Raw genomic sequence first — 23,303 nt, 5'->3', positions numbered from 1 at the left:
TATAATTGACAGGACAGCTTGGAACTATAGACTATAGACTATAGACTACAGACTTCACACTAAATACTACCCCTTCATCCACTCCTCCATCTCCCACAACATGTGCAGGATACTCTCCTCCGCCGCGTAGGAATGGTCCTCGTACGGGAGAATGCAAAGGCGGGCTTTCTTCCCCAGCGCATTCAGCGCTTTGAACATCCGCCGGCTCTGCACCGGGTAGGTGCCACTGTTGGAGTCTTCCTCCCCGTGGATGAGGAGCAGCGGCGCTTCAATCTTGTCGGCGTGGACGAAGGGGGATAATTTCACGTACGTTTCCGGTACTTCCCACAGCGACCTTTCTTCCGCTTGGAAACCAAAGGGAGTGAGCGTACGGTTGTAGGCGCCGGAGCGGGCAATACCGCCGGCAAACAGATCAGTGTGGGCCAGCAGATGGGCCGTCATGAAGGCGCCGTAGCTGTGGCCACCGACGTAAATGCGGTCGGGGTCGGCGACGCCCATTTCCACCAGCTTGGTGACGGCGGCCCGGGCGTTCATCTGCACCTGCTCGATGAAGGTTTCGTTGGGTTCGTCGTCTCCTTCCCCGACTATGGGCATGGCGAAATCGTCGAAGACGGCAAAACCCGCCGCCAGGAAGGGCAGGGGAGCCAGGGGCGATATCCGCGTAAATTGGTGCGGACTCGTCGTCACCTGTCCGGCGTTCTCGGCGTCTTTGTACTCCTGGGGATAAGCCCAGAGTAGGATCGGGAGCGGGGCATCCTCCCCCAGTTTAAAGTGCTGGGGCGTATGGAGGTCACCGGAAAGCTTTACGCCGTCCTCCCGCTCGTAATGGACCTTTTCAAAATTGGCATCCCGCAGTTGGGGGTAGGGGTGGGTGAAGTCCGTAAGCCGGGTTTCCTCACCCGTCAGCAGGTGGCGGAGGAAGAAGTTGGGCCGTTCCGTTTTCATTTCGCGGGCGAGGATGAATTCGTCCGGATGGCGGTCCAGGAAGAAGAGGGGGCGTTCGTAGTAGGGTGGGGCACTCTGCCAGCAACGCTCCATTTCTCCGGTCGCCAGGTCGTAGGTATCGATGTAGGGGCGGGAACCTTCAGGCCCGTGGCCACTACCGAACAGAACTAGCTTTTGACCTTCGTCGCGGGTGAGGAGCACGACGTGGTCCTGCTTATTCGCTACGGTTACGAAATTACCGGGGTCGTTGTAATTGTCCTCCCAGTTCTGGTCGAAGATGATCTCGGTGGCGCGCTGGGGCTCGTCCGGCCACCACCGGCGGGTGATTTGCCGGCGTTCCTTCCAGCTCCAATCCACGATCAGGGCGAGGTCGCCCCGGCACCAGCGGATGGCCCCAAAACGGAGAGGCAACTTGACGCTCGCGACGGGCTCCCCGGTGAAGGGGGCTTCCTGGTAGTAAAGTTGGTCGCGGAACTCTGCTTCCTGCCGTGGGTCACCGCCGTCAAGAGCCTGCGTCCAGTAGACCTGGGCGGGGTGGTCGCTGCGCCACGTAAAGCGCCGCCGTTCGGTGATGACCGAGCCAAAGGCCGGCGGAAGGTGCTCCATGGCCGGCCGCTCATCCAGGACGGTTACGCGGTGGCCGTCCGCGCCGAGGATCTCTACCCGGTCCGCAAATTTGTCGTAAGGGACGTTGAAACTGAAGGGCTCCCGCACGTAGGTCGCCAGGTAGTATTGTTTGTCGGGGCTGGCCGAAAGCCCGGCAATGATGCCAGGTTCACCCCAGGCCGTCTCCGTCCCTGCGTTGGCGTCCACCAAATAGATCTGGGCGTTACTGAAGTAGCGGAATTGGTCCGCATCCGCCTGGGTTTGGAGGAGGTTGGTGTAAGTCCGGTTACTGCCTTCCTTACCGCTCGTTTCTTGAATGATGGGGCCGGTCGTCACGTCATCCGTGGCGGGGCGAACCGCTCCCGGAATACGGCGCTTGACGAGGAAGGTGTGATCCGTCACAAAATCAAATGGGGAGCCGCCGAGGCTGTTGTTGATATCCGCGGCTCCGTGGGGACGGCACTCCAAGTCTTGGAGGTCGCAGGACCAAAGTTGCAATCCACCAGGGGTGACGAGGCAGAAGGCAATCCGCTTGCCATTCGAGGACCAACTAATGTAGCGCAAGTAGGCGCCGTTCGGTATACCCCGAAATTCGCGTTCTTCTCCCGTATCAAGTGTCCGCACTCTTGGGGAGAAGTAACCCCGCCGGCCGTGGGGCGTAAAGCGCTCCGGGTTAATTAATCGCCCGGCCAGTTTGAGCTTGGGTTCCCGCAATTCTTCGATGGAAGGAAAGCTGGGCCGGTCCGCCAAGATGATGTGCTTGCGGTCGGGCCCGAAGAGCATCAGCGGGTCTGGTTTGAGGTTAACCAGATCAGCAATGGCGGGGGAAGGGGTTTGGTAAGTCATTTAAACAAAGCGGTAATCCGTCGTGGGGTGTGCATAAGGGGTTCGCCGTGGCCCAAAATAGTGGGGGCCGGCACTACCGGCACGGGGGCATACCGGGAGACTCAAAGTAAGGTAGAGTGAAAGGGGTTAGTCGGATTCCTCTTCGTCGTAGGAAGCATCTACGGTATCGATGACGATGTTGCTCAGGGTGTAGTCCGCGTATTTCTCAAAGTGGCTGTACTCGAAGCGGTCGGGCCAGAGGTTATCGTCAGCGATCCACTCTTCGAGGAGGTTCTCCAGGAGGGTAGCGTAGTGGGCTTCTACCCAATCTTCGGCCTCCTCCATCTCAGCAAAATCGGGTAGGAGGAAGACGGTAGCCAGGTCAGCGGTATCGTCCAGGTCGATGTCTTCACCCAACTCCGGTTGCTCGCTGATGGCCCATTTTAGCAACGCCGTGCTGGGCGTAAGGATGAGGGCGTACCGGTTGATGTCGAAGATATCCATAGCTGCTGTTTGAGTGGAGCAACAAGATAGGTTTGCCGCTAGTTCTTCCCGGCACCCGCCCGAAGAAAATTAAAGGCAGTCGCGGTTGATCCCCAGCACGTAATTTTCGATCACGTTGAGCGGCACGGCGGCCTGCTGACCGTCGAATCCACTTACTTCCTTGGCCTGCATCCGCTGGCGAGCGAAACCGGTCAGTCGCTTAGCCAGGGGAATGTAACTCCAGTGCCAGCGTTCTTCCTGGTAGCCGGTCGGGCGGGCTTTCCCCAGCGGGGTGTAGGGTTGGCAAAAACCGAATTCGGGACCGTTCGCGACGAGCCACTCGTATTCCTTCAGCCCCTGGCCCGACCGGAAGTAGTCGTTCGTCAACCGGTTGATGTCGATGTCCGTCCCCCAGTGGTGGCGGCTCGTACCGGGCATGGAGCTGAAACGGAGGATGGCCCGGGCGCGGTCGGCGGGGTCGGGATAGACCTCGTTGGCCTTGTCTTTGCCCTCCAGCAAACGTTGGCCGTTCCACTTGGCTTCCCAGATGGCCTTTTGGCGGTCGAAGTTGCGGGTGGCGGAAACGATCGTCAGGGTAATGCCATCGGCCTTTGCGGCGGCGTGCATCTTTTCAAAAGCGGCGTAAGTCTCCCGGTGGAGGAGGTAGGGGTCACCGTCGGTGTATTTCGCCGCTACCTTTAAGAATTCCGGGTGCTTAGCCGGGTCGAACTTCCCCGAAAGGTAGTCGTAGCTGGGGATGCCCGGGCTCCCGTTGGGGTGGGGCTCGGCCACTTTAATGGTGTCGGTCCCCTGGCTATCGGTAAGTTCTTCCGCGCTGGGTTTTGCCCCCCGGTTAACGGTGGAGTTCGTACTTGCTTGCCCCACTTCCCCGGCACCCGCGGCAGCGCCCCCCGGTTGGTCTGGAGTAGACGCGCAGGCAGTGGCGAACAGGAAAACGGCGAGCGATACGTAGCGCATGGCGGGTGGCTTTAGGCGGTTTCAACGGGGTCGTCCTTCCCCTCCCGGGCGAGGATGACGAGGAAGATGATCTCGAGCAACGTGAAGGTGAAGTAGGTGGTGAAGAAGGGGACGATGAAGAACTTCCCCGGCGGCTTCGCCAGGAAAATGTAGGCCGCAATGATGCCACCACAGGCAAACATCTTGATCATCGTGGCGCCCATGAAGACGTTGCTGAACAGGAACTTATTCTCCGCGCCCGCCGTGCGTTTGCCGAGGAAGAACAGGGCGACGCTGATGAGGCACATCAGCACGATGATGCCGACCGTAAGCGGCCAGGCAAAACTGATGGATAGAAAAGAGTGAGCAAGCGCCGCCAGGCCCGCCGCAACCGCGGTAGTGATGGCCAGATAGAGAAAGAACTGAGGGTAGGTCACAACGAAAAGGAGGCTGGTGAAACACCCGGAGAGGAGCGTCAGAAAAAGTCGCGCAAAGCTACGTACAAACCGGCGGCTACGCCGACGAGGCTCAGGATTACCGTAAGCGTATTGCCTGTTTCGAAGTAACCGTCAGCGTACTGCCCGGCGAAGACGAAGATGAGGATCGTCGCGATCATCTGCACGCCCATGCCACTGTACTTGATCCAGTCGCGCCCCTTCTGCTTATCGGGCTCAGACGGCTGCATCGGCCGTCTTTTTGAGGGGGTTGCCCTTGGCTTTACCGTTGGAAGAACCCGTGAAGGGAACGGTACAGGTGCCCTTCACCTGAGCGCCACCGAGGACGGCCATCTTCTGGGCCTTGACGTCGCCGGTGACCGTGGCGTTGGACTCCAGGGTGAGGTCTTCCTTGACGTGCAGGTTGCCCTCAAAGTTGCCTTCGATGATGGCCTTCTGGCAGTTGACGTCGCCCTTGATCGACCCCTTCGGGCCAATAACGAGCAGCGCGCCGCAATCGAGGTTGCCCACCAGGGTACCGTCGATGCGGATGTTGCCCTTGGCTTTAATGTTACCTTCCATTTCGGTATCGACGTCGATGGAGTTGACGCCGCCGCCCATGCTGCCGGACGAGCGGTTATCGTTGGTTTTTGACTTGTTGTCCTTAGAATTCCAGGCCACTGCGGGAATAGATATTTGATTGGTAAAAAAAGAAAAAGCCAAGAGCCATCAAAAAAGATGCGCGCTTGGCTTTCCCGTACGAAGTACGTTGATTAGAACGTGGGGCAGTACACACCGCGGCGCTGGGCGCCACAGATTTTGTACTGGAGGCTGAGCTCAAAACCGCCGTTACCGTCCGTCGCCTGGCTCAGGTCGCTCGTGTTGATGTCGTAGCTGAAGCCGAGGGCGAAGTTCTCGTAGTCGAAACGGCTGCTGAGGATGAGGGCATCCGTCAGCACGCTGTCGTCGAGGCGGTTACTTACCCGCGTCCACAAACCGAGTTGGAAGGACTGGGAGCTACCGGCGCGGCCACCGTCGAGCAAAAATTTGACGTTGGTACCGGCGTTGACCTGGAAACTCGGGCCCTGATTCATCAGGATGAAGCCCGGCACAAGACCAATGCGCTGGCCGAGCATGAACTCACCACCGGCGTGGACGGTAAAGCGGCTGTAGAGCAGGTCCTCTTCGGAGTTGCTGTCAAAGCTCTGATCGGCCCGGTTCAGGTGGTGGAAGGAACCACCGGCGTAAAGGCTGTTGTTTTCGTCGAAGACCATGAACCAGAGGAGGCCGGCGGCGAGGTCGGCGAAAAGGAACTGGTCGCGGTCGAAACCATCTTCACCCGAGCCGGCCGTAGGGTCAAAACCACCCGCGCCATCGTGCTGAGTACCCCAGCGTAGGGCCAGGAAGTTGAGGCTACGCTGGGCGGCACCCCCTTCTACGCCAGCAACGAGGTAGTTACCATACTTGCGGCTACCACCCACTTTTTTGGAGTAGCTGAGGGAGAGCTTACCGGTCGTGGTCGCAAAATCCGCCTGGCCGGCGCGGTCGCCCCAAAAGGTGCCCCCGATACCGAAGTAATCGTTGCGGCCGACGGCTACGCGCTGGTCGTAGCTAACGCTGTAAGTCTGGAAGGCGGAGCTGCCGAGAATGGAGGCCCACTGGCTGCGGTAGTTCACCGCGATGCGGCTGTTACAGTTCATCACCCCCGTCATGGCCGGGTTCAGGTTGAGCGGCGACATGTAGAACTGGGAAAAGTGAATGTCCTGCGCCTGGGCGGAAACACTGAGGAGCAGGGAAAAACAGAGAAGTTGAAATAACCGCATAGTCGTTGCGCTGATTAAAGGGTAGGAGGCGAAAGGCCCGTTTGCCGGTATGCTTGAGTTAGACAAATGTACGTAAATCACGTTGGCCGGCGAACGGCCCGAAGTGTTAAGGCTAAGCGCCCCGACGGCTGCTGGCGGCTGGCCGTCATTTTGGGAACGATTTTTTGGGGGGCTTAGTGCCTCCTCTCCCCGTCGTCGGACGATTCACCAGCAAATTCGCAACGCGAATTTGGTGGCATCGTCCGACGACTATAAGGTGGACTCAGCTAAGTCGTCGGACGAAGCTGAAAAACGGCTGCGCCTTATTTTCAGTGAATCGTCCGACGACTTGAAAGTGTACTAAGCTAAGTCGTCGGACGAAACTGAAAAAAGGCTGCGCCTTATTTCAGTGAATCGTCCGACGACGGGGTTACCGCCGCCGCCGCTTACCCCGGTCGTGGCCACCCTTCTTTTTCATCCACTTTTCACTCGGCACGATCGGCATCGGGTAGTTCGCGCCCAGGCGAAGGTTGTACTTACTCTGCTCGGCGTCCGAAAGCGTATCGGGATGGTGAACGGCCTCGGCGGGCACGTCCGCCAATTCCGGGAGCCACAGTTTAACGTATTCGCCCTGCGGGTCGTAGCGGCTGGCCTGGCTCATGATGTTGAAGTAGCGGTCCTCACGCGGGTCGGAGCCGACGCCGGCCACGTACATCCAATTGCACCAGTTGCTCGTCACATCGTAATCGGTGAGAATGTGCTCGAAGTATTCGGCGCCCATCCGCCAGTCGAGGTTGAGGTCCTTCACGAGGTAGCTGGCCACGTTCTGGCGGCCACGGTTGCTCATGAAGCCGGTCCGCGCGATCTCCACCATGTTGGCGTCGATGAAGGGCGTGCCGGTGTCGCCGTCGACCCAACGGCGCAGCAAGTCCTTATCCTTACTCCAGCGTTTCGGTTCGCCCTTGATGCCGCCCTTCTGGAAGATCTGGTTCCCGTATTTCTTGCCGAGCAAGCGGAAGAAATCCCGCCAGAGCAGTTCAAAGACGACCCAGTAGGTATCGTCGCTAGCGCCGTTCTTTTCTTCGTAGGCCTTCAGTTCCCAGTAGATCCGCTTCGGGCTCAGGCAACCGTGGGCCAGCCAGGCGGAGAACTTCGTGCTGTAATCGGAGCCAATCAAACCGTTCCGCGTCTGCTTATAGGTATCGACGGCCTGGCTCTCGAAAAAGTAGTAGGCCAGGCGATCCAGCCCCGCCGTTTCTCCACCGCGTTGGCGGATGGCGGCTCGCTCATCCTCGGGCGGCAAGCGCAGTTGGAAATCGCTTACGTCGGGGATCTGCCCGTAATCCACCTCATCCTCGCAACCCTTGATCTTGGAGGGCGTCGGCAGCGGGTCCCGTACCGGCGTAATCCGCTCTACTTCTTTGCGAAACTGAGTAAATACGTCCGGCGTCTGAGTGATCGGGAAGGGGAGGTCGGCCGTATAGTACAGCAACTTGCCCCGGCTGAAGTACACCTCGCGGCCGATGGCCCACAGGGCGGTTTCGACGGCGTTCTGCACTTCGAGTTCCTCCTGCATCCGTTCCCGGTTACAGAACACCCAGCTGGCGCGGTATTCCTGGCTGAGCTCGGGCAGTACTTCCTCGGGTTTTCCGTGGCGGACGAGCAGATCACTCCCCCGCTTCCGCAGGTTTTTCTTCAGGTCGGCGAGCGCTTCCAGGATGAATTGCGCCCGGTGCGGCCCCATTTTGCGGAAGCCGGTCAGCGGCAGTTCGGCCAGCCAGATCCGGGGGTCGAAAATATAGACGGGCAGCAATTCGTCGGCGTGTTTCAGCGCATCCGTCAGTGCTTCGTTGTCGTGTAATCGCAGGTCGTTCCTAAACCAGAGGATACCAAGTCGCTTCGCCATATGGGTGGGGTCAAATGTGTCCCAAGCTAACGGGGCGGCTAGTTGTTGGTTGCGGTTTTTGGCCGGTTTTACGGGGATTTGATAATTGGTTTTATGGGCGCTGCCGCGGGTGCCGGGTGAGGACGTTAGACGTTGGATTTTAGATTTTAGAGGGGGGTGTTTGCTTGGGTGGAGGGTGGGTTGTTGGCTACTTGGGACGTTAATTCGGACGTAACTCAGAATCTGACGGGGGTGCCAGTTTGCGGGTGCTCCGTAGGGACGTTAGACGTTAGATTTTAGATCTTAGATGGGGTGTGCCTAACCAAATAGCGTTGACAGATTAATAATGAAGTCGCGCCATTACGCACGACGGGTTTTAAATTTTTCCTCAGTTAGGTACTTGACACCGGCGGGGAGTATTTGCCCACGCCCCTCACGGGCATACTTGCCGGGCGTGGGTAAATACTTCACGACGGTTGGGCACAGGTCTTCATTCACTCCCTGGCCGTCCTTGATCAAGAGCGCATAGCGGTAGCCTGGCTGATCCGATCGCCAGCCGGCCACAAAGGCTTTGGGACTGCTTCGCAACGGCAACCTTCCGTGGATCCGTTTGGTATTATAGTGCTTCACGGCTCTGTTTACCAGGCGCTTTAGCTGGTCAAAGTCTTTGGGTTGCCAGTGGTCGAGGTACTCTTGTTTGATCACACCGTTGAGGCGTTCAGCGTAAGCATTGTCCAGCGCTACGTCGCACATACTACTTGAGATGCCTCTGCTACGCAGTCGTTCGACGAACTGACGACTACGATACTGCGAACCACCATCGCTGTGGAAGATGAGACCCTGTAGATCTGACTGACCACACTGGCGAAAAGCGCTTTCCAAGGCAGCGATGTTTGCCGTTGCCAGTAGGTGTTTACTCGTATGGACACCTACGATCTGACGGCTATAAACGTCAATGATGAAGGTGATGTAGTAAAAGCTATTGTTGATGCGATAGTACGTCGTATCGCTCTGCCATACTTGGTTAACCCCATTGATAATCAGTTCTTTAACTAAATTAGGATAGCGATAGGACCCCGATCGGGTTACCCGCACGTAGTTGCGTTTACGGACTAGGGCATAGCCACGCCGGGTCATCTCACGGCAGAATGCGTTGCGCGAGATATGCCGCGGCCGTAGCATACTCCAGGCTTTCTGTAGGCCCAGGCCGGGGTGTTCTCTGCGCAACAGTTTTAACTGAGACTCAGCTCCGTTCATGGCATCCTCGTACTTAGCTCGGCGCTTCCAAAAAGCAGCGTGAGCTTGTCGACTAACGCCCAAGGCTAAATAGATCGTTTGCTTCGTCATTGGCTCTTCTTTTTGCTCGAAGAGTCGGCTGAGCGCAGTGTGGAAGCAGCTTTTTTTTTGAACTCCGGCATCTCCTCTTCGTAAATGGCCAGCATTCTCGTTTTGTGGTCAAGTTGAATGGCCATCCGACCGAGGAGGGCTTGCTGTTCGGCGAGCTGACGTTGCAGTTCTGCAAGCTTAGCAGTTTGACTATTGGGGACTTCGACGATAACGGCATTCTTCTTGGCCATGCTACTGTATTTAGCGATCCAGTTGTAGATCGTTTGATAAGATACGCCGTAAAGCTGGACCATTTGCTTGACACTAAAGGTGCCCTCCTCAAAATCTTTGACGCGGGCTCGTTTGAAGCACTCGCCGTAGCGCTTGGTGGGACGGATCTTCCGATTTTTTGTTGACATTTCGATGCATTGGTGTCAACGTATTTGGTTTAGGACAGGCGTTTACTCGTTCGGGAGGGTAATTCTTTCCTTGAATTTATCAATCTACCCCTGTACTGCTATGCATGAAACGCCTATCACGTCTCCCCTCTCCTTTGGACCACGTAGTAGCCGCAAAGCGAAAGGGGCCGGGGGAGAGGAATACACAACGTCATGTATACCGGTATAAACCTACCCCTCCAACTCCCGCAAATACTTAGGTACCGTGAAGCGCTGACCATAGCGTTCCTTCAATTCCCCGCAACGCGCGATGAAGGCCTCCTTGCCGTAGGATTCTACGTAGCGGAGGACGCCGCCGGTGTATTTGGGGAAGCCCCAGCCGTAGACGCTGCCGAGGTTAGCCGCGGCGGGCTCAGTGATGACCTTTTCCTGGAGGCACCAGCCGGATTCGATGACCTGGCAGAAGAGGAAACGGTCGCGCATGCGCCGCCGGTCGTAATCTTCTTTGGTGACGGGGAAGTGCTCGGCTACGCCCATCCAGAGGCGGCCGCGACCGGCTGGGTCGTAGTCGTAAAAGCCGGCCCGCTTCTGCCGACCACCGCGTCTGATGTCCTCCAACATCTTGCGGAGGGCGGGGACGGCGGGGTGCTGCTGGTACTTGTCGCCGTAGTGCTCGGAAGCTTGACTTTCGTAACGTAGGACGAGATCGAGGCCCAACTCATCCGCAAGAGCTAACGGACCGATCTTCATGCCGGCCTGCCGCCCCATATTTTCGATGAGCGCTGCCGGGTACCCCTCGTTGAGCATCGTGACGCCCTCGAGGATGTAAGTATTCCGAACGCGCGCGGCCAGGAATCCCCAAGTGTCGGCCACGATCAGGGGAAGTTTACGGATGGACGTCGCGAAGTCGAAGGCCCGCGCTACCGTTTCTTCACTGGTATGGTCTCCCCGGACGACCTCCACTACATTGGTCTTTTCGGCCGGCTGGAAAAAGTGGATCCCGATGTAGTTCTCCGGCCGCAAACTGTTCTGCCCCAGTTCGGTGATGGGGATGGAAATCGTATTGGTGGCGAAGACGGCGTACTCGTCCAGGTGAGCTTCCGCCTCCTGGGTCACCTTTTGTTTGATGCTCTTGTTTTCGAAGACGGCCTCCACTACGATGTCGCAGCGTTCGAAGTCGGCGCTCTTGTCCGTCGTCGTGATGCGGCCCAGGAGTTCCTCCCGTTCTTCTGGCTGGAAGGTGCCCCGCTCGATGTACTCGTCGATCTTAGCGGCGACAAAGTCCCGCCCCCGGTCGGCGATGGGTTGGCTGACGTCCTTTAGTACCACTTCCAGACCGTTGCGGAGGCAGAGGAAGGCGATCCCGGAACCCATCTGCCCGGCACCGATGATGCCGACGCGGCGGGGGCGGAACTTCCCGTACCCCTTCGGCCGGCCGAGGCCCGCGCGGATGGCTTGCTTATCGAACCAGAATGTGGAGATCATATTCTTACTCACCTCTCCGGTGACGATCTGCGCGTAGTACCGACTGTCTAGCCGGCTGGCGGTTTCGAAGTCTAATTTGGAGCCCTCGGCTAGCAGGTCGATGATGGCCCGGGCGGCGGGGTAGAGGTCGTAGGTGTCCGCCGATAAACGGGCGGTGAGGAGGCGGATGCGGTGGCCCAGGTTGGGTTCCGCCGCCGTGCCGCCGGGGATCTCTCCGTCAATGACGTCCCACGGCCGCCGGGAATCGGGATTGCCCAGCAACCATTTTTTAGCCCGGGAGATCAGCTCCGCCGGGGAATCCGCCAGCGCGTCCACGATGCCCACCTTGATGGCTTCCTGGGGGCTGTAGCGCCGTCCCTCCATCAGCAGCGGGTAGGCCCGCTCAATGCCGAGCAGCCAGAGTAATCGGATGACGGCCCCACCGCTGGGGATCAAACCGATTTTCACTTCCGGATGGCCAAGGCGGATCTTCGGGTCGGCCAAAGCGATGCGGTGGTGGCAGGCGAGGGCGAGCTCAAAACCCGTCCCCAGCGCGTCACCGTTGATAGCGGCCACGACGGGTACGCCGGGCACCTCCAGGTCGCGGAGGAAATTCTTCAGGTCCTGGGCGTGGCGGAAGGCGACCTCCGGGTCCTTCAGCTGGCGGAGGTAATCCAGGTCGCCCTGGCGGAGGAAATCCTTTTTGCCGGAGGTGATAATGATCCCGCGCAAGCGGTTGGCCTTTTTTTCGGATTGCAGGTGAGCGATCACGGGCTTAAAGGCACTGACCAACTCGTGGTTGAGCAAATTGCTCTGGCGGCCGGACATGTCCAGGATCAGCGTTACAATATCGTCGGTGTCCTTACGGTATTCAATCATCTTGGCGGGTGGGGACTGGAATTAAAGATTATGGATGTCAATAGGCGAGAGCCAATTGGTAGGGGCGGCAGCGTTTACACCCGTTCAATGATGGTGGAAACGGCCAGGCCGGCCCCCGCGTCAATGGTAAGGCTACCGATCGTGAGGTCCTGTCTTTCCAGCTCGGTGAGGAGGTGGCAGAGCATCATCCCTCCCACGGCACCGAGGGGTTCCCCGAGCGCGATAGCGCCCCCGAGAACGTTGAAGCGGTCGGGATCGATCTTCAGGTCCTCCCGGAACCGGATGGCCGGAGCGGCGAAGGATTCGTTGAATTCCCAGAGGTCGATATCCCCGTACTCCAGCCCGGCTTGTTCGAGGGCCAGGTCCGAAGCGTTCACCCCACCGGAAAGCAGGGTAGCGTCCACGGCCGACATCGCCACGGCGCGGATCCGGGCCCGGGGCGCAATACCGAGGCGTTCCCCGAAGGCCATGTCCCCCAGCAAAGCCAACGCGCAGCCGTCGGCGGCCTTACTGGTGTTGCCCGTGGTGTGGAGGTGGTCCACGTGGTCCACGAGGGGGAAGCGGTGCAGGGCCATCTCATCGAAGCCGGCCAGCCCCATCTCGGCGAAGCGGGGGGAGAGCCCCTCCAGATCCTCTTTTGAAATAGCGGGCTGGATGTTACTGTCGTGGTCGAGGATGACCATCCCGTTGGCGTCCGTGATGGTTTCGATGGACTTGGCGAAGTGCCCGGCTTCCGCGGCGGCGGCGGCCTTTTGGTGGCTTTCGATGGCGTAGGCGTCCAGGTCCTCCCGCGAGAGGCCGTGGCGACTGGCCACCAGGTCCGCCGCTACCCCCTGCGGAATGTAGTGGCTGTTGATGACCGTGGACGGGTCATTCATCATCGGCCCGCCATTGAGGTAGGTAGGCACCCGGCTCATGCACTCGATGCCCCCGGCAATCATCACCTTCCCGTACCCGGCGTTGATGCGCGCCGCGGCCAGGTTGATGGCCTCCAGCCCGGACGTATTGAAACGGTTGATCTGCAACCCACCCCGCGCGTTGGCCCAGCCGGCGTTCAGCAGTGCGGCCCGGGCGATGTTGTAGCCCTGGTCCCCGGCCGGCGTATTCACCCCGATGATGAGGTCGTCGATGCTGGCGGGCAGGTCGTCCAGCCCCGTCCGCCGCTGAAAGGCCCGCAGGCACTGGCTCAGCAAATCGATGGGTTTGACTTCGTAGAGGTCGTGGGTACCGTGGGCGCGGCCGCGGGGGCTGCGCAGGGCATCGTAGATGTAGGCGGGGGTGGGCATTTTCGTCTGTGGTCAGCAGGCTATCCAAGGGTTAGCCCTGCGGTTTTTAAATGGCCATTCGGCTGGTTGTAGGAAAGGATTGCAACGGAGTTTGTTCAAGTTCAACCTACCCCCGCCGCGCATCATCGATCGCTTTCACCAGTGCTTTTACCTCCGTCGTGAAATCCTTGCTGAGGATCCACTTGAGGTAGTTCGGGTCTTTGGCGAAGACGGCGCTGACGGCCTGGCCACTGTACTTGCCAAAATTGAACTGGGGCGTCCCGTCCGGTCCTTTTTTCAGGCGGCGGGTGGCGTCCAAGTACCGTTCATCCCGGCAGAAGGCGGCCACGGAGTCCATGGTCTCGAAGGGATAAATGGGGTCTTGTCCCTCCCCCTCCACCTTGGCACCTGCGTAAGCGCCTAATTGCCCTTTGAACACGTCTACGGTGGCGCGTACGTCGGCGAGGGCATCGTGAGCGTTCTCCATTTCCTTGTTGGCGTAAAACTTGAGGGCCGCGGAAAGCGTGCGCGGTTCCATCCGGTAAAAGATGGTCTGGGCGTCGATCAAACGGCGGGTACTGGTATTAAGGTAAATGCCGGCGCGGTAAAATTCCTCCTGCAGCAGGGGCACGTCGTAGCGGTTGGAATTGTAGCCACCCAGGTCGGCGTCGCCGATGAAATCGTAGATGCGTTTAGCTACGTCGGAGAAGGCGGGGGCGTCCTTCAAATCCTCGGCGTAGAGCCCGTGCACCTCGCTGGCCTCGGCGCTAATCGGGATGCCGGGGTTGAACTTCATCTCCAACTCCTCGTTCGGCCCGCCGTCCGCCCGCAGTTTGATCAGGGCGATCTGGACGATGCGGTCCTGCGTCAGGTTGAGGCCGGTGGCTTCGAGGTCAAAAAAAACGAGATCACGGTCGAGGGGGAGCATGCGCGGGGGGCTAATTTAGTCGCGTAAGGTACGTCAATTAGGTCTCGGTATTGTGAGGTCCTCCTGCGTCGGACGAAGCCTATACACCATTTCTATCATAGCTCCTCGTAGCGTCGATTCTATTGGAGCGCAGCGGAAATAGAATCGTCCTGCGAGCGTGCGGTCAAATACCAGTCTATTCTCAACCACAAACCATTTTAATCCCTAGATTTAGGCACTTATTTCTTATTTCGATCATCATCACCACACATGTTAGACATCCTCGCCGTTCACGACACCGCCAAGGCCGATATTTCCTACCGCCACGTGGGCCGTACGGACGCCACCCGCTACGAAAAAATGCACGTGGAAGTGTTCAAGCACGCCGCGGAAGCTTCCGTCGCCGTGGCCCACGAGATCGCGGACCTGATCCGCGCCCGGGCCTACCAGAAAAAGCGCTGCGTGCTCGGCCTGGCCACTGGCTCTTCGCCCATCAAGATCTACGAGGAACTCGTGCGGATGCACCGCGAGGAAGGCCTGAGCTTCGCCAACGTCGTCACCTTCAATCTCGACGAATACTTCCCGATGGAGCGCAGCAGCACCCGCTCCTACTGGTACTTCATGCACGAGCACCTGTTCAGCCACGTGGACATTCCGGCCGAAAACATCAATCTGCCCGATGGAAATATCCCCCTCGAAGAAGTGTACCAGCATTGCGTGGCCTACGAGGAGAAGATTGAACGCTTCGGCGGCCTCGATTTTCAGCTACTGGGCATCGGCCGTACGGGGCACATCGGCTTCAACGAGCCGGGGTCCAACTCCCGCAGCCTCACCCGCCTGATAACGCTGGACCACCTGACGCGGGTGGACGCCGCCCCTGACTTCCAGGGCATCAACAACGTGCCGACCCGCGCCATCACGATGGGGATCGATACCATCCGCCGGGCCGGCCGCGTCGTGCTCGTCGCCTGGGGCCACAAGAAGGCCGAAGTGGTGCAAAAGGCCGTGGAGGGCGAACGCACGTCCACCCTGCCCGCCTCCTACTTGCAGGACCACGATAACCTCACGGTGCTGCTCGACGAGGAGGCCGCCTCCGAACTTCGTCGGTTCGCCACGCCCTGGCTGGTGGGCCCGTGTAGCTGGACGCCCGACCTGCGCCGCAAGGCCATCATCTGGCTGAGCGGGAAGGTGGGCAAACCCATCCTCAAACTGACGGAACGGGACTACAATAACAACGGGATGTCCGACCTGCTCGCCCTTGGGGAGAGCGCCTACACCCAGAACATCCACATGTTCAACATCCTGCAGCGGACGATCACCGGCTGGCCCGGCGGCAAACCCAATGTGCCCGATGACGACCGACCGGAACGTGCCGAACCAGCCATAAAACGGGTCATCCTCTTCAGCCCCCACCCGGACGACGACGTGATCAGCATGGGCGGCACCTTCCTGCGGTTGGTGGAGCAGGGCCACGACGTCCACGTCGCCTACCAAACGAGTGGCAACATCGCCGTTTCCGACGCGGATGCCCTCCGCTTCGCCGAGTTTGCGGCGGACATCAACGGCACCACCGGCGTCGAAAACAAGGAGTTAGCCACGAGCATCGAACGCCTCCGCCACCCGGACCCCGCCGCGGACGTTGTTCCGAAGGACGTCCGCAAGATCAAGGGCCTCATCCGCCGGGGGGAAGCCACCGCCGGCGCTCGTTACGTAGGCTTGCGGGATGACCACATTCACTTCCTCGATCTCCCCTTCTACGAGACGGGCAAGAGCAAAAAGAACCCACCCACCCAGGCGGACGTGGACATCACGAAAGCCCTCATCGAACAAGTCCGCCCCCACCAGATCTTCGCCGCGGGCGACCTGGCGGATCCCCACGGCACCCACAAGGTTTGCCTCGATATCGTTTTCGAAGCCCTCCACCAATTAAAGGGAGACCCGGCCATTGCGGATACCTACCTCTGGCTCTACCGCGGCGCCTGGCAGGAGTGGCCGATCCACGAGATCCAGATGGCCATCCCCCTCTCCCCCCAGGAGGTGGAGAAGAAGCGCCAGGCCATTTTCTTCCACCAATCCCAAAAAGACGGCGTCATGTTCCAGGGCGACGACGAACGCGAATTTTGGCAACGCGCCGAAGCCCGCAACCGCCACACCGCCCAGACCTACAACCAATTAGGCCTAACGGAATACGAAGCCATCGAAGCCTTCCGCCGCTGGATGTTCTAGAAAGAAGCACGATCCCGGAGGGATCACCATGATAGCCCGGGATCAGATTTGACCTTTAGGTCAAAGCAGATCCCGGGTATTCGTTTCCCGCGTTCTCGTTTCGTCAAATCCTCACCCCACAAACCATCCGCTCCTTCTCCCGCATATCCCGCCTCGCGTCCACCCCCACCAATCCCCGTTCTTCAAAAACCCGCACCACCTCCGCATTATTAAACTCATTCGTCTCCACGTAGATCCGGCCCCCGTCCACCAGGCTATCCCGGGCGATATCCGCCAGGCGCCGGTAAAAAACCAGCGGGTCTTCCTCCGGTACAAAGAGGGCCAGATCGGGCTCGTGTGCCAACGTAGACGGCGACATCCGTGACCGCTCACTCGGCGGAATGTAGGGTGGGTTGGAGACGATCAGATCGTAGGTATCATCGGTCAAATCTTGCTGCAACAAATCAAATTGCCCACCCCGCTCCAGGTGGATACCCAACCGCGCCGCGTTGCCGTGCGCGACCTCTAGTGCGGCTGCACTGATGTCCTGCGCAGCTACGGACCATTCCGGCCGCTTATGCTTCAGGGCCAGGGCGATGCAGCCGGAGCCAGTGCACAGATCGATGGCGTTGAGTGACCGCCCGGCAGGGTGTTCTTCCAGGATCCATTCCACCAATTCTTCCGTCTCTGGCCGGGGGATGAGCACGTCCGGCGTCACCTTCAATTGCAAACCGTAGAAATCAGCAATCCCGGTGATATACTGCACTGGCTCCCCCGCCTTCAACCGGTTGATGGTCGTCCAGGCCAGCAGTTCTTCGTCCTGCGTAAGGAGCCGGGGCCGGGCGCCGCGCCGCCAACCAAACAAGTCCTCCAGCACGAGTCGGCTGATGGAATTCGCTTCGCCAACCCCGAGGGTGGGGGAGAGCTCGGTGATGAGGTGTTGGGTGAGGTCGGAGGTACGCATTGTTAGTCTGTAGTCTATAGTCTTTAGTCTATAGCTCTGGCGTCCGATACTACAGACTACAGACTATAGACTTCAGACTAAAACCTATTCTTCCACATCATCGATTCCATCGGCTGCACCGTCACCTTATTGTACTTCGCGTTGGCCTTTTTGTTGTAGTAATTCTCAATGTCGCCCTCCACGCCGAAGTAGATCAGTTGGCCGATCGGCATGCCGGCGTAGACGCGTACGGGGTGGGTGCAAGAGATCTCCAGCGTCCAGTGGTTGCAGAAGCCGACGTCGCCCTTGCCCGCCGTCGCGTGGATGTCGATACCCAGGCGGCCGACGCTCGATTTGCCTTCCAGGAAGGGCACGGAACTGTGGGTCTCGGTGTACTCCAGCGTCGAGCCGAGGTACAGCGTGTTAGGGTGCAACAGGAAGCCTTCTTCGGGAATTTCTTCGTGCACGATCGGGTTGTGCTTGCGCGCGTCCAGGATGTGGTTTTCGTACCGCGCCAGGTGCTTGCTGAGGTGAACGTCGTAGCTATTCGTCCCCAAATTCCCCCGGTCAAATGGCTCGATCACGATCTCCCCTTTCTCAATGGCGGCCAGTATTTTTTTGTCACTCCAAATCATGGGCGCGAAGATAGGCGATTGGTAGTTGCTTTGCGGGGAGGGATTATGGGCGCTGCCGCGGGTGCAATGAAATGGGATTTTAGAGGTTGGATTTTCGATTTTAGATGGGGGAGTACGAAGACCCAGCGTCGTCGGCCTTTGGCCTTGGGACGCTGGGTTAAGGGGGACGCCTTCAGCGTCACTAGGTTAAGTACCTTCGGGACAAATAATTCCGAAATGAAAATCATCTGGCTCTGGGTAAAACGATCGGTGCTCTTCGTGATTGGTTTCGTTGTGCTTTACGTAGCCCTATCGTTTCTCCTGACCTACATCCCCGTGGGGGAGGCGGCCACGGCGGGGAAGGGGCGCAATACCGTGTATTTTCATTCCAATGGCGTCCACCTCGATTTTGTGTTTCCGCTAGCGCTCATTCCGGATGACTTGAGGAGCCAGTTTACCATGACGGACCGGGCCCAACTCATGGCCATCGGCTGGGGGGATAAGGGTTTTTACCTCGATACCGAAACCTGGGCGGATCTCAAAGCCAGCGTCGCCATCAAGGCCATGTTCCTGCCCAGCCCGACGGCCATGCACGTAACCGAACATCGGGGGATTGACGGCACGTGGTCCTACGCCGAACTGACGGACGAGCAGCTGGCCTCCATCTGGGAATACATCCGCAACACCCTCACCTTCGACGAGGAAGGGAAGATTATCGAGATCGTAGGGGAATCCTACGGAGACCTGGACCGCTTCTACGAAGCCGAGGGCAACTACTCCTGCCTGAAGACCTGCAACACCTGGGTCAATACTGGGATGAAACGGATTGGCGTGAAAACGGCCATCTGGTCGCCAATGGATAAGGGGGTGTTGCGGTATTTGCCTACCGTTTCACCAGTAGCCACGGATACGTGATTACTGAATCCGGCCCTGCTCTTCCTGCACTGCGGATGAACGTTTGCGCGCCTTCTTTACCCGGTCATTACCAAAGTTATAGCTCAGCGAAAGATTGACGTAACGAGAGTCTCCGCCGCCGGTGCCTTCGATGAAGAGATTCCCAAATCTGGTGGTTCCCTCCCAGGGGCTGGTGAATAAAACGTCATTGGCGGCGATTCGCGCGTTCAGCTTTTCGTGGAAAAATTTACGCTGGACGGCTACGTTCAGGGACCCAAGACTTCGTGATTCATAGGTCCCGCCCCAAACGGACGGGCTGCTGTACCAACCACTCACTTCCAGACTGACTTTAGCCGGAAGCGTGAACGTAGTCTGTGCGTAGAGGCTAAGGGTTTGCTGGGTGAGTGCTACAAAGCCCGGGCGGGTAGCTTCGTAACTACTGGTGTACGCGTTTACGCTAACGTAACTTCTGGCCCACTTACTGAGACTGAATGGGTAGGAGACACCCAAGTTGATGACCTCCTGATTGGCGATGTTGCGGATGGAAATGAAATTGCGCTCATCGCCATCGGCTTCGGTGATCTGAGCGAAGAAATCATTTACCCGCGTATAGCTCAGCGAAGTGTTCAAGGTATACTTAAAAGTGTGAGATAGCTTCAAGGTATTAGCGTACTGGGGCTGAAGAAAAGGGTTACCCCTCCGCGAAGACAATTCATCGATCTGCGATTCAAAAGGGTTGAGAGAATTGTAGTTAGGCCGGGTGATTCGCCGCCCGTATTTAAGAGCAAACTGGTGTTGGCGGCCAACCCGATACGTCACCCCGCCACTGGGGAACCAATCCGTATAGTTTCTGGCCACCCGATCATTTCCGCCGGGGCGGGTGCTACTCAAACGTCCGTCGGAGTCGGTATTCTCCATCCTTAGGCCAAACTGGACGTCAAAGGCACCGAGCTTTCTGGAAAAATTCAGGTAGGCGGCCGAGATCGCCTCCTGGTAGGCAAAGCGGTTACTCCGCCCCTCATCAAGAATGCGGGATGCATCCGGGATCTGGAAAAAATCAAAATCGTTATCCGTACTGACGATCGAGTATTTGGCGCCACCGCTCAGGGTACCGCCGGCAAGGCTCCGTGCGTAGTCAACCTTAAGGGCGCGCAGGTCAACATCGACGAGCGTCTGCTGGGCGGTGATGGCTTCACTGATGAGCTGCGTTCTGCTACCGTTGAAGTACCGATTCGGCTGGAAAAGGTCTGCATCATTTTGATACTGGCCTACGTTGAGATCAATGGTCAACGATGTGCCACTGGTATCCTCATAAACGTAGTTGAGGTTGGCCGTGTAATTAGTGTTTTCCCATTCACTGGAATTATCGGCAACCAGCACGGACGACGGCGCTTCAGCGTTAAGGGGACGGATCGGTGTTTGGCTGTCCGTCGTGTAATTGCCGTAAGATCGGTTCAGGCTCAGCTCGGCGCCGAAAGTGGATCGCTCGGTAGCGTAAAGATCATACCCCACCCGGAAATTATGACTCTTCCGGTCGTACAGACTGATTGTCCTGGCGTCGAACTCCGTGCCGTTCTGTTCGCGGCGCAGAAAGAGGAAACCGTCCGACTCGCCGTAACGACCGCCGTAGGAGCCGTACAGGTTGCTTTTGGTCGTCCGGTGGTTGAGCGTCAGGCCCGAGTTGTAGCGGCGGTAACTGCCCTGGGTGAATCCAGCACTCACGGTGCCGTTGGTGCCCAGGCTCTCGTTTTTTTCCAGGACGATATTGATGATGCCCGCCGCGCCGGCGGCATCGTACTTGCTGGAAGGTTGGGTGATCAGTTCGATGGAAGCTACGTCCGTGGCCTGCAGGCTTTCCAGGTATCCTTGGAGCGCTTCTCCCCGCAACGGGGTTTCCTTACCGTTGATGTAGAACTGCACGCCAGTCTTCCCTTCAAGGATGACGCTTCCTGAGTTGTCCAGGATGACGCCCGGCGCCTTGCGAAGCAGCTCCCAAGCTGAGTTGCCAGCCGCGGCGATGGATTTATCCACGTTGAAAACTGTCTTATCCGGTAGGATCTGGACGATCGGCTTTTCCGCAACGATGGTGGCCTCGGTTAATAAGGTGGCGTCCGCGGTAACGATTAGAGTACCGACATCTTGTGACCTATCCGTAACGATTAGAGCTTGGTGTGAGGTAGTGAATCCGAGTGCGGAGACGGCTAAATCATACGTCCCTTCCTCTACGCTGCTGATGGAAAAAACTCCTTCATCATTCGTAGCGCCTGCCTTACTGAAAACGGAATCACGGTAAAGGATCACGTTAGCGAAAGGGACTGACGACCCATCGCTATCGTTTATCCGTCCGGTAACTGTTCCGGTTTGTGCAAATAGGTGGCTGGTACAGAGCAGCAGGATAGCGGCTAAGAGTAATCGGGGTGAGTGGGTTGACTGTTTCATACTTCGAAGGACGGAGCGTGCCCAACCCTCAACAAGGTGTACCGGATGGACGGGCTTATATCCCGTTGAATTGCCCCATGACCATTCGCCGGCCAGTACGCCCGTTCGTCGGATTATTCTTCAGCTTTTGCTGGGTAGACGGTAGCTTTGAGTATCTCCTATCCCCATTACATCGCACCCGCGGTAGCGCCCAAAATGCAAAACGAGCGGAATCAATTCCGATAAATAGTATATAAATATGCCAGATTCAAAGCACGCCGTAGTGAGTAGGGACCTGCCGTATCTACTAGTCTTTTACCTTCTTTTTTCTTTGCTGTACCACGGTGTGCTGGAGTACCTGAGCTATAATAATAACCCGGATTTTTGGAGTGACTTATTTCGGCCAAAAAACTACTGGTGGAACGCAGGCTTGCAGTATGTCCAGTATTTTCTGATATCAATTTTAATTTACTTTCTCGTCATTCGGCCATTGAGAAAAAAGCCCCAGTGGGTACAAATCAGCCTCGTGGCGGTGCTGGTATTTCCGATTGTGTACCTGACCCGAGAGACGCGATACTGGTACCTTGATAAAGTGGGCCGGTGGCACTTGGAGGGCAGCAATGGAATCTGGGACCTTTACATTCCAACGCTATTTCTTCTACTACAATTCGGGTGCTATTTCGCCTACGTCAATTTTCGGGAGAACGAGCGTAAACTAAAGATTGAAGGGGAATTGCGCCAGGCTGCGCTTAAGAGTGAGCTTGCTGCCATTAAGGCTCAGCTTAATCCGCATTTTCTCTACAATGTATTTAATACCATTAACGCCAGCCTACCCGCCGGCAGTGAAGATACCCGTGAGTTGGTTTCCGGGCTCTCGGACTTATTCCGCTACCAACTAAGGGCTTCCAGGACTGAACTGGTGCCGCTCCGTGAAGAAATGGAGTTCGTCACTGGCTACCTGGACCTGGAGTACGCGCGATTTGGCGATCGGTTAAGGGTCAGTATCGACGTGCCGCAGGAGTTGCTCGAACGGAAAGTCCCACCAATGCTACTACAGCCCCTCGTAGAGAACAGTATCAAGCACGGCCTCGCATCGCTGGTGGAAGGGGGGGAGATATCAATTTCCATATTTGAAAAAGGGGATAAAATCCACTTTCGGGTAGCCGATACTGGAGTTGGGGCCAAGGACAAACAAGCAATGTTTGGGGCCGGGGTAGGTTTGACCAACACCAAGCTGCGGCTGGAAAAGATGTACGGATCCGTCCTGGAAATTCTCGATAACGCTCCTCAAGGTTTGATCGTACAATTCAGCTTATGAACAAGGTCATCATCATCGACGACGAAGCGGCCGGCCGCAGCCTCATCCGGGAATACCTCGCTGATTACCCGAAGTACATCCCCCTGGGCGAAGCGAATAATGGCGTGGATGCGGTTAGACTGTGCAACGAATACGAGCCGGACCTCATATTCCTCGACGTGCAGATGCCAGGACTTAACGGCTTTGAAGTGCTTACGCGGCTCGCGGCCATCCCCCGGGTGATATTTTCCACAGCTTACGATCAGTACGCGCTGGAAGCCTTCGACGTCCACGCGGTGGACTACCTGCTTAAGCCCTACACGAAGGAGCGTTTCAGCCGCGCGATGGAAAAACTGAACCTCGAGCGGGGCCCAAATACCATCGCGCCACTGGCCGAAAGCCTCCTGGCCGGGCCGGGCACTTACCCGGCCAGAATCTTAGTAAACAAGGGGCGTAAGCTCATCCCGCTGGCCACCGCCGACATCATTTGGGTAGAGGCCGACGGCGATTACGCCCGGTTACACTGTACTGAGGCCACCTATCATAGCAACTACGGCATTTCCGCGATTGAGGAGAAGCTCGACCCCGCTACGTTTTTACGGGTGCATCGCAGCCACATCGTCAACCTCTCCGCCGTGCGGGAGGCACACCGTTACGCAAGAAGCTATGACTTGATCATGCGCAACGGCGATGCCGTCCGCGTAAGCCGTGGCTACGTAGACCGGGTGCGTGACCTGACGTTCTAAGGTGCCCGCC

Annotated in this window: 20 protein-coding genes; 4 read left to right on the top strand and 16 right to left on the bottom strand. The window is 57.9% G+C overall.

The genetic code is table 11. From position 1 onward, the window contains the following. Nucleotides 1–66: 66 nt before the first annotated feature. The 13 genes from A3850_RS17885 to A3850_RS17825 all read right to left on the bottom strand — a co-directional run bounded on the left by A3850_RS17885 (nucleotide 67) and on the right by A3850_RS17825 (nucleotide 14,197). The gene (locus A3850_RS17885; RefSeq protein WP_068220401.1) at nucleotides 67–2,397 is read right to left on the bottom strand and encodes a prolyl oligopeptidase family serine peptidase; all 2,331 of its coding nucleotides are present in this window, start codon (nucleotides 2,395–2,397) and stop codon (nucleotides 67–69) included. Nucleotides 2,398–2,523: 126 nt separating this feature from the next. Next, nucleotides 2,524–2,880 (bottom strand): hypothetical protein, encoded by a 357-nt coding sequence (locus A3850_RS17880; protein ID WP_068220398.1) that lies wholly within the window; start codon nucleotides 2,878–2,880, stop codon nucleotides 2,524–2,526. A gap of 69 nt (nucleotides 2,881–2,949) precedes the next feature. After that, nucleotides 2,950–3,837 carry a M15 family metallopeptidase gene (locus tag A3850_RS17875; protein WP_068220395.1) on the bottom strand — a complete coding sequence of 296 codons (888 nt, stop codon included), beginning with the start codon at nucleotides 3,835–3,837 and terminating at the stop codon, nucleotides 2,950–2,952. A gap of 11 nt (nucleotides 3,838–3,848) precedes the next feature. Continuing rightward, nucleotides 3,849–4,253 (bottom strand): hypothetical protein, encoded by a 405-nt coding sequence (locus A3850_RS17870; RefSeq protein ID WP_068220392.1) that lies wholly within the window; start codon nucleotides 4,251–4,253, stop codon nucleotides 3,849–3,851. 38 nt (nucleotides 4,254–4,291) lie between these two features. Continuing rightward, nucleotides 4,292–4,501 (bottom strand): AtpZ/AtpI family protein, encoded by a 210-nt coding sequence (locus A3850_RS17865; protein ID WP_068220389.1) that lies wholly within the window; start codon nucleotides 4,499–4,501, stop codon nucleotides 4,292–4,294. Beyond that, entirely contained in the window at nucleotides 4,488–4,931 is a 444-nt protein-coding gene (locus A3850_RS17860) for a polymer-forming cytoskeletal protein (protein WP_082921948.1), read from the bottom strand. The genes A3850_RS17865 and A3850_RS17860 overlap by 14 nt, the downstream gene beginning before the upstream one ends. A gap of 92 nt (nucleotides 4,932–5,023) precedes the next feature. After that, nucleotides 5,024–6,073 (bottom strand): PorP/SprF family type IX secretion system membrane protein, encoded by a 1,050-nt coding sequence (locus A3850_RS17855; protein WP_068220386.1) that lies wholly within the window; start codon nucleotides 6,071–6,073, stop codon nucleotides 5,024–5,026. 409 nt (nucleotides 6,074–6,482) lie between these two features. Continuing rightward, on the bottom strand, nucleotides 6,483–7,958 hold the full coding sequence (locus tag A3850_RS17850; protein ID WP_068220383.1) for a DASH family cryptochrome: 1,476 nt from the start codon (nucleotides 7,956–7,958) through the stop codon (nucleotides 6,483–6,485). 339 nt (nucleotides 7,959–8,297) lie between these two features. Continuing rightward, on the bottom strand, nucleotides 8,298–9,284 hold the full coding sequence (locus A3850_RS17845; RefSeq protein WP_068220380.1) for an IS3 family transposase: 987 nt from the start codon (nucleotides 9,282–9,284) through the stop codon (nucleotides 8,298–8,300). After that, entirely contained in the window at nucleotides 9,281–9,682 is a 402-nt protein-coding gene (locus tag A3850_RS17840; protein ID WP_068214175.1) for a transposase, read from the bottom strand. Before A3850_RS17840 ends, A3850_RS17845 begins: the two co-directional genes overlap by 4 nt. A 210-nt stretch (nucleotides 9,683–9,892) precedes the next feature. Next, nucleotides 9,893–12,004: a 3-hydroxyacyl-CoA dehydrogenase NAD-binding domain-containing protein gene (locus A3850_RS17835; RefSeq protein WP_068220376.1), complete on the bottom strand. Its 2,112-nt coding sequence runs from the start codon at nucleotides 12,002–12,004 to the stop codon at nucleotides 9,893–9,895. 74 nt (nucleotides 12,005–12,078) lie between these two features. Next, nucleotides 12,079–13,290 carry an acetyl-CoA C-acyltransferase gene (locus tag A3850_RS17830; RefSeq protein WP_068220374.1) on the bottom strand — a complete coding sequence of 404 codons (1,212 nt, stop codon included), beginning with the start codon at nucleotides 13,288–13,290 and terminating at the stop codon, nucleotides 12,079–12,081. A 106-nt stretch (nucleotides 13,291–13,396) separates the two neighbouring features. Further along, nucleotides 13,397–14,197: a 3'-5' exonuclease gene (locus A3850_RS17825; RefSeq protein ID WP_068220371.1), complete on the bottom strand. Its 801-nt coding sequence runs from the start codon at nucleotides 14,195–14,197 to the stop codon at nucleotides 13,397–13,399. A gap of 249 nt (nucleotides 14,198–14,446) precedes the next feature. Here A3850_RS17825 and nagB point away from each other — a divergent pair, with 249 nt between their 5' ends. Then, nucleotides 14,447–16,402 carry a glucosamine-6-phosphate deaminase gene (gene nagB / locus A3850_RS17820; RefSeq protein WP_068220368.1) on the top strand — a complete coding sequence of 652 codons (1,956 nt, stop codon included), beginning with the start codon at nucleotides 14,447–14,449 and terminating at the stop codon, nucleotides 16,400–16,402. A gap of 103 nt (nucleotides 16,403–16,505) precedes the next feature. On the opposite strand, the gene prmC is transcribed toward nagB, so the two are convergent. Then, a complete protein-coding gene (gene prmC, locus A3850_RS17815; protein WP_068220364.1) occupies nucleotides 16,506–17,345 on the bottom strand; it encodes a peptide chain release factor N(5)-glutamine methyltransferase in 840 nt (279 codons plus the stop codon). A 77-nt stretch (nucleotides 17,346–17,422) separates the two neighbouring features. Next, complete coding sequence (dcd, locus tag A3850_RS17810; RefSeq protein ID WP_068220362.1) at nucleotides 17,423–17,959, bottom strand: dCTP deaminase; 537 nt, start codon at nucleotides 17,957–17,959, stop codon at nucleotides 17,423–17,425. Nucleotides 17,960–18,175: 216 nt separating this feature from the next. Between dcd and A3850_RS17805 the strand changes: the two genes are divergently transcribed. Continuing rightward, nucleotides 18,176–18,853 carry a DUF2459 domain-containing protein gene (locus A3850_RS17805; RefSeq protein WP_068220359.1) on the top strand — a complete coding sequence of 226 codons (678 nt, stop codon included), beginning with the start codon at nucleotides 18,176–18,178 and terminating at the stop codon, nucleotides 18,851–18,853. On the opposite strand, the gene A3850_RS17800 is transcribed toward A3850_RS17805, so the two are convergent. After that, nucleotides 18,854–21,271 (bottom strand): TonB-dependent receptor domain-containing protein, encoded by a 2,418-nt coding sequence (locus A3850_RS17800; protein WP_068220357.1) that lies wholly within the window; start codon nucleotides 21,269–21,271, stop codon nucleotides 18,854–18,856. 469 nt (nucleotides 21,272–21,740) lie between these two features. Here A3850_RS17800 and A3850_RS17795 point away from each other — a divergent pair, with 469 nt between their 5' ends. Continuing rightward, complete coding sequence (locus A3850_RS17795; protein ID WP_231915363.1) at nucleotides 21,741–22,568, top strand: sensor histidine kinase; 828 nt, start codon at nucleotides 21,741–21,743, stop codon at nucleotides 22,566–22,568. Continuing rightward, nucleotides 22,565–23,293 carry a LytTR family DNA-binding domain-containing protein gene (locus tag A3850_RS17790; RefSeq protein WP_068220352.1) on the top strand — a complete coding sequence of 243 codons (729 nt, stop codon included), beginning with the start codon at nucleotides 22,565–22,567 and terminating at the stop codon, nucleotides 23,291–23,293. The genes A3850_RS17795 and A3850_RS17790 overlap by 4 nt, the downstream gene beginning before the upstream one ends. Nucleotides 23,294–23,303: the final 10 nt, after the last annotated feature.

The organism is Lewinella sp. 4G2 (genome assembly GCF_001625015.1).
Taxonomy (GTDB): domain Bacteria; phylum Bacteroidota; class Bacteroidia; order Chitinophagales; family Saprospiraceae; genus Neolewinella.
This window is presented reverse-complemented; position numbering and strand designations above follow the sequence as displayed.

Excerpts from the sequence above, each read along its gene's own strand:
- A3850_RS17825 (WP_068220371.1), bottom strand. The coding sequence starts at position 14,197 with ATGCTCCCCCTCGACCGTGATCTCGTTTTTTTTGACCTCGAAGCCACC.
- A3850_RS17865 (WP_068220389.1), bottom strand. The coding sequence starts at position 4,501 with ATGCAGCCGTCTGAGCCCGATAAGCAGAAGGGGCGCGACTGGATCAAG.
- prmC (WP_068220364.1), bottom strand. The coding sequence starts at position 17,345 with ATGCGTACCTCCGACCTCACCCAACACCTCATCACCGAGCTCTCCCCC.
- A3850_RS17875 (WP_068220395.1), bottom strand. The coding sequence starts at position 3,837 with ATGCGCTACGTATCGCTCGCCGTTTTCCTGTTCGCCACTGCCTGCGCG.
- A3850_RS17880 (WP_068220398.1), bottom strand. The coding sequence starts at position 2,880 with ATGGATATCTTCGACATCAACCGGTACGCCCTCATCCTTACGCCCAGC.
- nagB (WP_068220368.1), top strand. The coding sequence starts at position 14,447 with ATGTTAGACATCCTCGCCGTTCACGACACCGCCAAGGCCGATATTTCC.
- A3850_RS17850 (WP_068220383.1), bottom strand. The coding sequence starts at position 7,958 with ATGGCGAAGCGACTTGGTATCCTCTGGTTTAGGAACGACCTGCGATTA.
- A3850_RS17800 (WP_068220357.1), bottom strand. The coding sequence starts at position 21,271 with ATGAAACAGTCAACCCACTCACCCCGATTACTCTTAGCCGCTATCCTG.
- dcd (WP_068220362.1), bottom strand. The coding sequence starts at position 17,959 with ATGATTTGGAGTGACAAAAAAATACTGGCCGCCATTGAGAAAGGGGAG.
- A3850_RS17885 (WP_068220401.1), bottom strand. The coding sequence starts at position 2,397 with ATGACTTACCAAACCCCTTCCCCCGCCATTGCTGATCTGGTTAACCTC.
- A3850_RS17830 (WP_068220374.1), bottom strand. The coding sequence starts at position 13,290 with ATGCCCACCCCCGCCTACATCTACGATGCCCTGCGCAGCCCCCGCGGC.
- A3850_RS17835 (WP_068220376.1), bottom strand. The coding sequence starts at position 12,004 with ATGATTGAATACCGTAAGGACACCGACGATATTGTAACGCTGATCCTG.
- A3850_RS17805 (WP_068220359.1), top strand. The coding sequence starts at position 18,176 with ATGAAAATCATCTGGCTCTGGGTAAAACGATCGGTGCTCTTCGTGATT.
- A3850_RS17845 (WP_068220380.1), bottom strand. The coding sequence starts at position 9,284 with ATGACGAAGCAAACGATCTATTTAGCCTTGGGCGTTAGTCGACAAGCT.
- A3850_RS17790 (WP_068220352.1), top strand. The coding sequence starts at position 22,565 with ATGAACAAGGTCATCATCATCGACGACGAAGCGGCCGGCCGCAGCCTC.
- A3850_RS17855 (WP_068220386.1), bottom strand. The coding sequence starts at position 6,073 with ATGCGGTTATTTCAACTTCTCTGTTTTTCCCTGCTCCTCAGTGTTTCC.
- A3850_RS17840 (WP_068214175.1), bottom strand. The coding sequence starts at position 9,682 with ATGTCAACAAAAAATCGGAAGATCCGTCCCACCAAGCGCTACGGCGAG.